Origin of the sequence: Kitasatospora herbaricolor (assembly GCF_030813695.1) — a bacterium.
Taxonomy (GTDB): domain Bacteria; phylum Actinomycetota; class Actinomycetes; order Streptomycetales; family Streptomycetaceae; genus Kitasatospora; species Kitasatospora herbaricolor.
This window is the reverse complement of sequence record NZ_JAUSVA010000002.1, coordinates 2,814,889-2,827,449: the sequence shown is the minus strand read 5'-3', so window position 1 is coordinate 2,827,449 and position 12,561 is coordinate 2,814,889. Positions and strand designations below refer to the sequence as shown.

Below are 12,561 nucleotides of genomic sequence, written 5' to 3'. Positions count from 1 at the left end.
CCCCGCAGGAAGGGACCCGTGAGCACCGTGAGCAACGTGAGCAAGGTCGACCAGCTCCTCGCCCGCACCCTGGGCATCGCCGAGGACCACGTCACCGACGACCTGGAGTACCAGTCGATCAGGGAGTGGGACTCGCTCGGCCACGTCTCGCTGATGGTCGCCGTCGAGCAGGAGTACGGCGTCGAGGTCGACAACGACCTGACGCTGGCGCTCCGTTCGGTCGCCGACCTGCGCGAGTTCGCCGCCGGCCGGGAGCGCGGGGAGGCCCCCGCCGCCGCGTCCGCCGTCGAGCCGGCCGCCCGGCGCACCGTGCACCGCGGCCTGGAGGGCGTCACCTTCGACCAGACCGCGATCACCCGCATCGACGGCGCCGAAGGCACCTTGGAGTACCGCGGCTACAGTATCCACGACCTGGCCGAGCACGCCTCCTTCGAGGAGGTGGCGCACCTCCTGGTGCACGGCGAACTCCCGGACGCCGCCGCCCTGGAGCTGTTCCGCAAGCAGCTCGGCGCGGCCCGCGCGCTGCCCGCCCCCGTCCTCGACCTGGCCCGCTCGCTGGCGCACGCCCACCCCATGGAGGCGCTGCGCACCTGCGTCTCCGCGCTCGGCGCCTACGGGCCGCGGCGGGAGCCGGGCACCGACGAGAGCTACGCCGAGGCCCGCGAGACCGGCATCGCGCTGATCGCCCGGATACCGATGATCGTCGCCGCCCACCACGCCTTCCGCAGCGGACGCGAGCCGTTGCAGCCGGCCGAGGACGCCTCGCACGCCGAGGCCTTCCTCACCGTCCTGCTCGGCGAGCGGCCCTCCCCGGCCGCGGTGCGCTTCATCAACAAGGGCTTCATCGTCCACGCCGACCACAGTTCCAACGCCTCGGCGTTCACCGCCCGGGTCGCCATCGGCTGCCGGGCCGGCATGACCGCCGCGCTGACCGCCGCCGTCGCGGCCTTCGCCGGCTCGGTGCACGGCGGCGCCGCCGAGCGGGTGGTCGGCCTGATCGACCAGGTGGGCTCCCCGGAGAACGCCGAGGCCCATGTGGCCGCCCTGCAGGGCCGCGGCGAGCCGGTGATGGGCTTCGGCCACCGGGTCTACCGCACCGAGGACCCGCGGGTGGTCCATCTGCGCTCCACCGTGGTCGAGTTGAGCGAGGAGCGCGGCGACACCCGCGGCCTCGACATCCTCGACGCGGTGGCCGACGCGATGCGGCCCTACGGCCGGCACGGCGTCGCCGCCAACGTGGACCTCTACGCCGGGCTCGCCTACCGGCTGCTCGGCCTGCCGGACGACCTGGCGGTGCCGCTCTTCGTCGTCGGCCGCACCCCGGGCTGGGTGGCCCAGGCCCTGGAGCAGCAGTCCAACAACGTGCTGATCCGGCCGCTGCTGGCCTACACGGGCCCGCGCGGCCGCACCTACCGGAAGGCGGACGAGCGATGAGCCGTACGACCCCCGCGCCCGTCCTGCCGGCGCCGCTCGCGCCCTCCCCGCCCGCGCCCGCCCTGCCCGGGTTCGCCGCCGACCAGGGCTTCGACCTCGGCGCCGTCCCGTACACCGGCCGGGTGCTGATCGAGTCGCTGCTGCGCGCGGGCGACCCGGAGCAGGCCGCCGTCCTCGGCAAGCGGCTGGCCCGCGGCGAGGACCCGGACCTGGAGATGCCCTTCCGCCCCGCGCGGATCCTGGTCCAGGACTACACCGGCATCCCGCTGCTGGTCGACCTCGCGGTGCTGCGCGACCGCGTGGCCGAGCCCGGCCGGGTCAACCCCGCGCTGCCCATCGACGTCGTCGTCGACCACTCGGTGCAGACCGACTGGGCGGGCCGCCCGGACGCCCTCGGCCTCAACGAGGCCCTGGAGATGTCCCGCAACCAGGAGCGCTACGCCTTCCTCAAGTGGGCCGAGGGCGCCTTCGACGGCCTGCGGGTGATCCCGCCGGGCCGCGGCATCGTCCACCAGGTCAACCTGGAGCGGCTCGCCACCGTCGTCGCCCAGGGCCCGGACGGCGAGCTGTTCCCGGACACCGTGATCGGCACCGACAGCCACACCACCATGGTCAACGGCCTCGGCGTGCTCGGCTGGGGCGTCGGCGGCCTGGAGGCGGAGGCGCAGATGCTGGGCCTCGCCCAGCCGCTGCGCGTCCCGCAGATCGTCGGCGTCCGCCTCACCGGCGCGGTCAGCCCCGGCACCTCGCCCACCGACGTGGTGCTCACCCTGACCCGCCGGCTGCGGGAGGAGAACGTCCGCGCCCTGATGCTGGAGTTCACCGGCCCGGGCGTCGCCGAACTCACCGCCCCCGACCGGTGCACCATCGCCAACATGGCCCCCGAGTACGGCGCCATGTCCGCGTTCTTCCCGGTCGACGAGGAGACCCTGGACTACCTGCGCCGCACCGGCCGCGCCGAGGCGGACGTCGCCCGGGTCCGGGACTACTGCTCGCGCCAGCAGCTGCTGCGCGAGGAGGCCGGGCCGGTCTTCGGCCGGACGATCGACTTCGACCTCGGCGAGGTCGGGCCGAGCCTCGCCGGCCCGAGCCGGCCCGACCAGCGGATCTCGCTCGGCGAGCTGCCCGGCTCCTTCGACGCGCTGCGGCCCGGCCCGCCCCGCACCGAGGCCGGCGTCACCGACGGCGACCTGGTCATCGCCGCCATCACCTCCTGCACCAGCACCTCCAACCCCAAGGCGATGCTGGCGGCCGGCCTGATCGCCCGGCGGGCCGTCGAGCGCGGCCTGACCGTGCCCGGGCACGTCAAGACCAGCCTCTCGCCCGGCTCCCGCGCGGTCACCCGCTACCTCCGGGACTCCGGCCTGCTCGCCGACCTGGAGCAACTGGGCTTCCACGTCGCCGGCTACGGCTGCATGACCTGCAACGGCGGCAGCGGCCCGCTCAACCCCGGCGTCGGTGAGGCCGTCGACGGGGCGGGCCTCACCGTGGCCGCCGTGCTCAGCGGCAACCGCAACTTCGAGGCCCGGGTGCACAGTCAGGTGCGGGCCGGCTACCTGGCCTCGCCGGCGCTGGTGGTCGCGCTGGCCCTGGCCGGCACCGTCCGCGCGGACCTGGAGAACGAGCCGCTCGGCACCGGCCGCGACGGCGAGCCCGTCCACCTGCGGGACCTCTGGCCGCACAGCGGCGAACTGCGGGAGCTGGAGGACCGGTTCGTCACCCCCGGGATGTTCGCGCAGGACGAGGCGCCCGGGCCTGCCTGGCAGGCGATCGCCGCACCCGGCGGCGAGGTCTTCGCCTGGGACGCGGACTCCACCTACATCCGTCCCCCCGCCTACGTCGACCCGGGCCCGGGCCTCGGCCCGCTCACCGGCGCCCGCGCCCTGCTGGTGCTCGGCGACGACATCAGCACCGACCACATCTCGCCGGTCGGCGCCATCCCCGCCGGCTCGCCCGCCGGCCGCCACCTGCTCGACCGGGGCGTGCGCGACTTCAACTCCTACGGCTCGCGCCGCGGCAACCACGAGGTGATGGCCCGCGGCACCTTCAGCAACCCGCGGCTGCGCAACGCGCTGATCGGCGACGGCGACAGCGGCGGCACCACCCTGCACCTGCCGAGTGGCGATCGGCTGCCCGTCTTCGAGGCGGCGGAGCGCTACGCCGCGGCCGGCACCCCGCTGATCGTGCTGGCCGGCCGCAGCTACGGCATGGGCTCCTCGCGGGACTGGGCCGCCAAGGGCCCCTGGCTGCTGGGCGTCCGGGCGGTGCTGGCGGAGAGCTTCGAGCGCATCCACCGGGCCAACCTGTGCGCGATGGGCATCCTGCCGCTGCTGCTGCCCGAGGGGGGCCGAGCGGGCCTCGGGCTGACCGGCCACGAGGAGTTCGCCCTAGACCCGGACGGCGTCCGGACGAGCGGCGAGGTGCGGATCGGCGCCGACGGGCGGGAGTTCACCGTCCGTGCCGACGTGCGGTCGGCGGGGGAGTGGGACGTCCTGCTGGCCGGTGGCACGCTGCCGTACCTGCTGGCGCGGCTGCACGCCGAGGAGGGCGCCCGGTGAGCACCCACATCCTGGACCGCCTCGGCCTGCGCGCCGCGGCCGGCGCCGACGCGCTCACCGCCGGGACCAAGACCTTCGTCCCGGTGCACCTCGGCAACCACGACGTGCCCGTCGGCGCCGTCCTCGACGCGCTGGACGCCGACCCCGCCCTGCTGCCGCCGCGCACCGGCCACCTGGGCAACTGGGAGGACATCGCCGCCGGACGCTCCGGGCCGATGGACTTCAACACCGCCATCTGCGGCGGAGGTTACGGCTACCCGCTGATCTACGGCTTCACCCGGACCGAGGCGGACACCGAGGGCGGCGACGAGGCGTACCAACCGGGTTCGCTGATCGACCAGGGCAAGCGGCACACCCTGCCGCTGTACACCTGGGACGGCCGGGGCTTCGCCCCGCGGGACCGCTCCAAGCCGCTGTTCTGCCCGCTGGTGCAGGCCGAGGTGGACGGGCAGCTCGTCCCGCTGGTCGAACTGCACTGGCAGCGGATGCTCGCGCTGCCGGGCTACCGCTTCAAGCAGTGGGCCGCCGCCCTCACCGACAACGCCCCGCTGGTCACCGACATGCTCACCCTGCTGATCGAGCAGGCGGCGGTGCAGGGCCGCAACCAGGCCTTCGCCGAGCTGATCAGCCAGGCCGTCCGGCTCGACGGCGAGGTGGGCCGCTGCGACCTGCGGCCGGACGGCGCCGGCTACCTGCTGGAGGGCCACCGCTACCCCTCGGCCCGGGCCCTCGCCGAGGCCGTCATGCTGACCGTGGGCGCCCTGGTGGCGCCGCAGGAGTTCTTCGCCCGGCTGCCCGAACTGCCGCCCGTCCTGCCGGTGATGTCGCTGCAGCTGACCAACGTGCTGTTCGCGCTGCTCGACATGCACCACCCGCAGGCCCCGGGCGCGGCGCCGGAGAGCCCTTTCATCACGCATCTGCACTGGGGTGCCCGGGCGATGGCCGGCTGCCCGCCACGGCGCGGCGGCTACCTGTCCCGCCGCTCCACCGTCCGCTCGCTGCGGGCCGTCACCGACCCGCTGGTCCGGCACTTCGAGCGGGCCGCCCCGGTGGCCTTCGTGCTGCTGCCGGCGCAGGCCTTCATGCTCTGCCCGCCCAGCACCTCGCCGCGGGACGCGGAGGTGCTCGCCGAACTGCTGCGGGCCGTCCGCGGCGCCGGGCCCGAGGCCGCCTACGGGGCGACGCTGGCCTGGCTGGACGGTAACCGGGACCGGCTGTCCGCCTACCTGCGCGGCCGCTTCCGCAGCGGCAGCGGGGTGCCGGCGGACGGGGCGCTGCGCGAGCCGGCCGTCATGGTGGAGCCCGAGGGGTTCCGCGAACTGACGTTCCGCCAGGCCTGCGCGGCGGTGGCGGCCTTCGAGGAGGTGCTGGGATGATCCGGCTCACCCACCGCGAGGTGGTGATCGCCCTCGGCGAGCCCTTCGTCAGCAACACCGGGGTCACCACCGAGGTCCGGCAGAGCGTCGTGGAGCTGGCCTGGGAGGGGCTGCGCGGTCACGGGACCGCCCGGGGCGCGGACCCCGCGGAGCTCGACGCCTGCGCACCCCTGCTGGCCGGCGCGTCCCCGTTCGGCCTGCGGGCGGCCCTGGCCCGGCTGGACCACCTCGCCCCGGCCGCCCGGTCCGCCGTCGACATGGCGCTGCACGACCTGCTCGGCAAGGCCTGCGGGCAGCCCCTGCACCGGCTGCTCGGGCTCGACGGCCTGCCCGCCGAGCCCACCGCGCTCTCCATCGGCGCCTGCCCGGACGAGGAACTCGTCGAGCGGGCGAAGGCCCTGCGCGACTGGCCGGTCCTCAAGCTGAAGCTGACCCCCGAGGACGACGGCAGTCGCGCCGGAGTGCTCCGCTCGGTCTACGGCGGCCGGATCAGGGTCGACGGGAACGGCTCCTGGAGCCCGGAGCAGGCCCTCCGGGTCGCCGCCGAACTCCACCGGCACGATGTCGAGTTGCTGGAGCAACCGGTCGCCCCCGGCCACCTCGACGAGCTCCGGTACGTGCACGGGCGCTCGCCCGTCCCGGTCTTCGCCGACGAGGACTGCGCCGGCCCCGCCGACGTCCTGCGGCTGCGCGGCCGGGTCGCCGGGATCAACATCAAGTTGCTCAAGTGCGGCGGCCTGGACCGCGCCCAGGAGATGATCACGCTCGCCCGCGCCTGCGGACTGCGCATCATGCTCGGCTGCAAGGTGGAGAGCACCCTCGGCACCACCGCGATGGCCCAGCTCGCCGGCCTCGCCGACCACCTCGACCTGGACGGGCCGGTCGGCCTGCTCGACGACCCCTTCACCGGCATGCGCGTGGACCGCGGCGCCCTCACCCTGCCCCCGGCGCCCGGCATCGGCGCCACCCCCGCGCCCGGCTCCCACGGAGAGGACTGACATGCGGTTGCGCTGCGCCGTGCTCGACGACTTCCAGAGCGTCGCCACCACCCTGGCCGACTGGAGTCCCGTGCAGGACCGGGTGGAGGTCACCGCCTTCACCGAGCACTTCGCCACCGACGGCGAACTGGCCGCCGCGGTGGCGGACTTCGACATCATCGTGACCCTGCGCGAACGCGTCCCGTTCCGCGCCGCCCTGCTCGACCGGCTGCCCCGGCTGAAGCTGCTGATCGCCTCCGGCATGCGCAACTCCGTCATCGACCTCGCGGCCGCCGACCGCAACGGCGTCACCGTCTGCGGCACCGGCAGCTCCGCCACCCCGCCGGTCGAGCTGACCTGGGCCCTGCTGCTCGGGCTGGCGCGCGGCATCGTCACCGAGAACACCGCCCTGCGGACGGAGGGCCCCTGGCAGTCCACCGTCGGCGCCGACCTGCACGGCCGCCGGCTGGGGCTGCTCGGACTCGGGAAGATCGGCAGCCGGGTGGCCCGGGTGGGGCTGGCCTTCGGCATGGAGGTGACGGCCTGGAGCCAGCACCTCAGCAAGGAGCGCGCGGACCAGGTCGGCGTCGAACTTGCACCGTCCAAGGAGGAGTTGTTGCGGACCAGCGACTTCGTCTCGCTGCACCTGGTGCTCGGCGACCGCACCCGCGGCCTGCTCGGCGCATCCGAACTGGCGCTGCTGCGGCCCACCGCCTACCTGATCAACACCTCCCGCTCGGGCCTCGTCGACCAGGACGCCCTGCTCGACGCGCTGCACACGGGCCGGATCGCCGGCGCCGGCGTCGACGTGTTCGACATCGAACCGCTGCCGGCCGGCCACCCGATGCGCACCGCCCCCCGGCTGCTGGCCACCCCGCACCTGGGCTACGTGGCGGAGAGCAACTACCGCACGTACTACGGCCACGCCGTCGAGGACATCGAGGCCTACCTGGCCGGCGCGCCGGTCCGCCGGCTCGGCTGACCCGGCGCCCGCCCGGGCCCGGGACCCGTACGGGACCGGGCACCGTGCGCCCGGCGCCCACACCCCCCTTTCCGTTCCGCCGATTTGGAGAACCACCGGTGAGCACCCCGCACCGCCGCATGATGAAGCTCGGCGCCTTCCTGCCCGCGCCCGGCCACCACGTCGCCGCCTGGCGCCACCCCGAGGCCCGCCCCGACGGCGGCCTGGACTTCGACTACTACCGCTCGCTGGTGCGGACCGCCGAGCGCGGCCGGTTCGACATGGTGTTCCTGTCCGACGGCGCCGGCGTGCGCACCAAGTACAAGGACGCCGACGAGCTCAGCCGGCAGGGCCGGATGGTCCACTTCGAGCCCATGACGCTGCTCTCGGCGCTCGCCGTGCACACCACCCGGATCGGCCTGACCGCCACCTGCTCCACCACGTACAACGAACCCTTCACCGTCGCCCGGCAGTTCGCCTCGCTGGACCACCTCAGCGCGGGCCGTTCCGGCTGGAACGTGGTGACCTCCGCCACCGACGCCGAGGCCCGCAACTACAACCTGGACAAGCAGCCCGAGCACGCCGCCCGCTACCACCGGGCACGGGAGTTCATGGAGGTCGTCACCGGCCTCTGGGACAGCTGGGAGGACGACGCCTTCCTCTACGACAAGGTGTCGGGCCGTTTCTTCGACCCGGAGAAGCTGCACATCCTCGGCCACCGGGGTGAGCACTTCTCGGTCAAGGGCCCGCTCAACGTGGCGCGGCCGCCGCAGGGCTACCCGGTGATCGTGCAGGCCGGATCGTCCCCGGACGGCCAGGACTTCGCGGCCCGCTGGGCCGAGGTGGTCTTCACCGTGCAGCAGACCCTGGACCAGGCGCAGGTCTACTACCGCGGCCTGAAGAAGCAGGTCGCCGACCACGGCCGCGACCCGGAGGACGTGAAGATCCTGCCCGGCGCCTTCATCGTGGTGGGCCGTACCCAGGCCGAGGCCGAGGACAAGTACGAGACCCTGCAGGCGCTGGTCGACCCGGTCGTCGGGCTCGGCATGCTCTCGTACCAGCTCGGCATGGTCGACATCTCCGGCTACCCGCTGGACGGTCCGCTGCCCGAACTGCCGGCGACCGAGGGCAGCACCGGCAAGCAGCAGACGATCTACGAGCAGGCCAGGCGCCAGGGCCTCACCATCCGCGAGCTGTACCTCGCGGTCGCCGCCGGGCGCGGCCACCGGTTCCTGCTGGGCACCCCGGAGACGGTCGCCGACCAGCTGCAGGAGTGGTTCGAGAACGAGGCCGCCGACGGCTTCAACATCATGCCGGACTACCACCCGGGCGGCCTGGACGCGATCGTCGACCTGCTGGTGCCCGAGCTGCAGCGCCGCGGCCTGGTCCGGACCGAGTACGAGGGCACCACGCTCCGGGAGCACCTGGGCCTGCCCCGCCCGGCCTTCGGCGCAGCCAGGGCCGCCCGGTGACCGTCGAAGGGGCCGAACTGCGGTCGGCGCTGCGGGCCCACGCCGCCGGCGTCGCGGTGCTGACCGCGGCCGGGGCCGACGGGCCGGTGGGGGTGACGGTGACCTCCTTCACCTCCGTCAGCGCCGCCCCGGCACTGGTCTCCGTGACGCTCGCCGACACCTCCACCACCTGGGCCCGGCTCCAGGACTGCGAGCGCTTCGGCATCCAGCTGCTCGGCGCGCACCAGGCGGACCTCGCCCTGCGGTTCGCCCGGCCGGGCACCGACCGCTTCGCGCCGCCCACCGCCTGGCGGCCCGGCCCGTACGGGGTGCCGCTGCTCGACGACTGCCTGACCTGGCTGGTCTGCTCCCGGTACCGGCAGCTCCGGCTGGGCGACCACCATCTGCTGGTGGGCGCCGTCGAGCAGGTCCGGCAGGGGGCGCCCGGCGACAGCCTGGTGCACCTGCACGGGGACCTGCGGCCCGTCTCCGCCCCCACTCCAGCGAGGACCTGAACCATGCCCAAAGTTCTGCTGCTCTCCCGCCAGCCGCTGGCCACCCGGCCGCTCCAGGAGTGGCTGGACCGCACCGCCGACGAGATCGTCCTGCTGACCACGCCCAAGGCGGTGGCCGGCGCCCCGGACGCGCTGGCCGAGCACTTCCCCCAGCACGGGCTCGTCGACGACTACCACTCCTGGGCGGCCGAACGGTTCGCCGAGGAGACCGCCCGCCGGTACGGCGCCGACCTCGTCGCCAGCACCAGCGAGAGCGACGTGCTGCGGGCGGCCCGCCTGCGGGCCCGGCTCGGGCTCCCCGGCCAGGACGTCGCCTCGGCGACGGCCTACCGGGACAAGGTCGTCATGAAGCGGCTGGCGCGGGCGGCCGGCATCGCGGTGCCCGCCTTCGCCCCTGTCGACAGCCCCGCGGACCTGCTGGACTTCATCGAGGCCGAGGGCCTCCCGGCGGTGGTCAAGCCGCGCCTCGGCGCGGGCGCCGAGGGCGTGGCGATCCTGCGCGGGCCGCACGACGTGGCGGCCTTCCTGGCCGACGAGGGCACCTCGCAGGTGCCGTACCTGCCGGGCCAGTGGATGGTCGAGTCCTTCGTGACCGGGGAGTTCTTCCACGTCGACGGCATCATGCGCGACGGCCGGGTGGTGCACGCCTGGCCGGGCCAGTACAGCGGCGGCCTCGCCGAGCGGATCCACGACGAACTGCACATCGGCAGCGTGCTGCTGGCCCCCGAGGACGGACGCACCGCCGTGCTGGCCCGGATGGCGGCGGACGTGGTGGCCGCGCTGCCGGCCGCCCCGCACCCGCTGGCCTTCCACCTGGAGGCCTGGATCGGGCCGGACGGCGTCCCGGTGCTGTGCGAGATAGCCAGCCGGGCGGGCGGCGCACTGATCGCGGAGGCCTACGAGCGCGCCTTCGGCGTCCAGCTGGCCCGCGAGGGGCTGCGCGCGCAGTGCGGATCGCCGCTGGCCCTGGCCGGGCAGCCAGCCGCGCCCTCGGTCGCCGTCGGCTGGGTCCTGCTGCCGCCGGGCCACGGCGAGTTCGTCCCCCCGGCCGGGCCCTGCCCGGTGCCGGGCGCGGAGGTGACGCTGCTGCTGGAGGCCGGGATGCCGCGCAACGGCGTGGAGCACGTCTCGGACGCGGCGGCCTCGGTGTTCGTCGAGGCGGACACCGCCGGGGAGGTCCGTGAGCGCCTCGCGGCGGCGGTCGACTGGTGGCACCTGAACACGGCGTGGAAGTAGCTCACCCCCATCCTTCGAGAGGAGCACGGCACATGACTTCGTCCGAGCACGTCCTGGTAGTGGGCCCGGGCCGGGACTTCCCCGCCCGCATCCGCGCCGCCCGGCCCGGCGCCCGCACCACGGTGATCTGCCAGCTGGACTACATCGGCAAGGTCCGCGAGCCCGGGGCGAACGCCCGGGTGATCGGCGTCCGCGGTGACGCCCCCGACCAGGAGTGGATCGACCTGGCGGCCGCGGCGCACGCCCGGGACCCGTTCACCCGGATCGGCACCTTCGGCGAGCGCGACCAGGACCACTACGCGGTGATCGCCGACGCGCTGGGCCTCTCGGCGCACACCCCGGAGACGGTGACGCTGGTCCACGACAAGGAGGCGATGCGGGCCCGGCTGAGGGCGGCCGGTGTGGACACCACGGCCTGCGCCCGGGTCGCCGACCTGGACGAGCTCCGCGCCTTCGTCGCCGCCGCCGGCACGCCGTGCGTGGTGAAGCCGGTCTCCAGCTCGGGCAGCGCGGGCGTCACCAAGGTGACGGAGGACGGTGAACTGCCGCGGGCCTTCGAGCGGGCCGCCGGCAGCTACCTGGGCCTGTCCAACACGGGTGTGCTGGTGGAGGAGTTCCTGGCGGGCCCGCAGTTCAGCGTGGAGGCGTTCTCCGAGGCGGGCGAGCACGTGCTGGTGGCGATCACCCGCAAGTACTCCGACCCGGAGAGCTTCGTGGAGCTGGGCCACGTCGCACCGGCGGAGCTGCCGGCGGACACCGCGGCGGCGATCGAGGCGCACGTGTACGCCGTGCTGGACGCCCTCGGGGTGGGTTTCGGCCCGACGCACACGGAGATCGTCCTGACGCCGGCCGGTCCGCGTGTGATCGAGACCCACGTCCGGATGGGCGGCGACATGATCCCGACCCTGGCCCTGGAGGCGACCGGGGTGGACATCGACGACTGCACGGCCCGCCAGACGCTGGGCGAGAAGGTCCTGCCGGGGATCCGCGCCCGGCTGGCGGAGTCCCGGTCCGGGGCGCGCAGCTCGGCGATCTGGTTCGCCTCGGTGGCCGCCCCCGGGACCCTCGACGAGATCCTCGGCCTGGAGCAGGCCCGCGCGCTGCCCGGCGTGACGGAGGTGGCGGCTGCCGCCCGCCCCGGCGCGAAGGTCGGCGCACTGGAGAACTCGGAGTCGCGGGTGGCCTACGCCCGCGCCCTGGCCGCTACGGCGGAGGAGGCCGTGCGGCAGGCGCGGGCGGCGGTGGCGGGCCTGGAGTTCCGCCTCCGGGTGCGGTCCGTGGACGCCGACACGGTCTGACGGCGGGCCCGGTGGAGGCGGCGGCGGGCGGGACACCGCCCGCCGTTCAAGGCTTCGGGGCCGGGCGGTGAGGGCGGCGTCCCGGTCGAACCCGGAGTAGCGGGGTGGTCGCCCGCGGCTGTCATGTGTAGCCATGAGGTGAGATCGGGGCAGGTTTCTGTTCAGAAGTCGAAGGATTGCTGTCCGTTGGCTTCCAAAATCTCGGGGTCTTCGCTTACCTTCGGGGGAGTCGATGTGCGACAGGACGACTCGACCGTGCGTTTGTTGAAGGAATGCATCGGCAGGCCTAAGGAGAGCCCATGGTCACCAGCATTGGCGCTGACGTGTCCGGCAGCAGCATGACGGTGGAGACGCCCGACCGGGAGACCGGCCGGATGTGGATCCGGACGTACCGGGTGGACGCCAACGGGCAGCCGAAGGGGGACCAGGACTCGCCGGCCGAGTTCTCGCCGGTGAACCCGGCCCCGCTGGCGAGCGGCTACTGGCCGCCGTGCGCCTGTCCGCAGCACCGCGCGGCCTAGAGCCGCCCGCGTCCGCGCCCGCCGTGCCGCCCCCCGGCGAGGATCGGACCCGGTGGCGTCCGTACGTGAACGGCCCCGGCAGGACACCGAGAAGGGCCCGGTGCGGATGCACCGGGCCCTTCTCGTACTACTTCGCAGTAGCGGGGACAGGATTTGAACCTGCGACCTCTGGGTTATGAGCCCAGCGAGCTACCGAGCTGCTCCACCCCGCGTCGGTAAGGACAACAGTACGGC

The 12,561-nt window shown here is 74.4% G+C and carries 10 protein-coding genes and 1 tRNA gene; 10 read left to right on the top strand and 1 reads right to left on the bottom strand.

Annotation, left to right across the window (positions count from 1 at the left end; genetic code table 11):
* Positions 1–18: 18 nt before the first annotated feature.
* The 10 genes from J2S46_RS12690 to J2S46_RS12645 all read left to right on the top strand — a co-directional run bounded on the left by J2S46_RS12690 (position 19) and on the right by J2S46_RS12645 (position 12,327).
* On the top strand, positions 19–1,434 hold the full coding sequence (locus tag J2S46_RS12690) for a citrate/2-methylcitrate synthase (RefSeq protein ID WP_229912444.1): 1,416 nt from the start codon (positions 19–21) through the stop codon (positions 1,432–1,434).
* Positions 1,431–3,992, top strand: a complete 2,562-nt coding sequence (acnA, locus tag J2S46_RS12685) for an aconitate hydratase AcnA (RefSeq protein WP_191289064.1) — start codon at positions 1,431–1,433, stop codon at positions 3,990–3,992. Before J2S46_RS12690 ends, acnA begins: the two co-directional genes overlap by 4 nt.
* Positions 3,989–5,368, top strand: coding sequence for a DUF6025 family protein (locus J2S46_RS12680; RefSeq protein WP_191289063.1), 1,380 nt, complete (start codon positions 3,989–3,991; stop codon positions 5,366–5,368). The genes acnA and J2S46_RS12680 overlap by 4 nt, the downstream gene beginning before the upstream one ends.
* Positions 5,365–6,366, top strand: coding sequence for a mandelate racemase/muconate lactonizing enzyme family protein (locus J2S46_RS12675; RefSeq protein WP_191289062.1), 1,002 nt, complete (start codon positions 5,365–5,367; stop codon positions 6,364–6,366). The genes J2S46_RS12680 and J2S46_RS12675 overlap by 4 nt, the downstream gene beginning before the upstream one ends.
* Before the next feature lies 1 nt (position 6,367).
* Positions 6,368–7,327, top strand: coding sequence for a D-2-hydroxyacid dehydrogenase family protein (locus J2S46_RS12670; RefSeq protein WP_191289061.1), 960 nt, complete (start codon positions 6,368–6,370; stop codon positions 7,325–7,327).
* Positions 7,328–7,425: 98 nt separating this feature from the next.
* Positions 7,426–8,778, top strand: coding sequence for an LLM class flavin-dependent oxidoreductase (locus J2S46_RS12665; protein WP_229912442.1), 1,353 nt, complete (start codon positions 7,426–7,428; stop codon positions 8,776–8,778).
* The gene (locus J2S46_RS12660) at positions 8,775–9,272 is read left to right on the top strand and encodes a flavin reductase family protein (protein WP_191289060.1); all 498 of its coding nucleotides are present in this window, start codon (positions 8,775–8,777) and stop codon (positions 9,270–9,272) included. The genes J2S46_RS12665 and J2S46_RS12660 overlap by 4 nt, the downstream gene beginning before the upstream one ends.
* Before the next feature lie 3 nt (positions 9,273–9,275).
* Positions 9,276–10,508: an ATP-grasp domain-containing protein gene (locus J2S46_RS12655; protein WP_191289059.1), complete on the top strand. Its 1,233-nt coding sequence runs from the start codon at positions 9,276–9,278 to the stop codon at positions 10,506–10,508.
* A 32-nt stretch (positions 10,509–10,540) separates the two neighbouring features.
* Positions 10,541–11,806: an ATP-grasp domain-containing protein gene (locus J2S46_RS12650; protein WP_191289058.1), complete on the top strand. Its 1,266-nt coding sequence runs from the start codon at positions 10,541–10,543 to the stop codon at positions 11,804–11,806.
* Between the two features lie 299 nt (positions 11,807–12,105).
* Positions 12,106–12,327, top strand: coding sequence for a hypothetical protein (locus J2S46_RS12645; RefSeq protein ID WP_191289057.1), 222 nt, complete (start codon positions 12,106–12,108; stop codon positions 12,325–12,327).
* A 138-nt stretch (positions 12,328–12,465) separates the two neighbouring features.
* On the opposite strand, the gene J2S46_RS12640 is transcribed toward J2S46_RS12645, so the two are convergent.
* Positions 12,466–12,539 (bottom strand) — tRNA-Met (locus J2S46_RS12640).
* Positions 12,540–12,561: the final 22 nt, after the last annotated feature.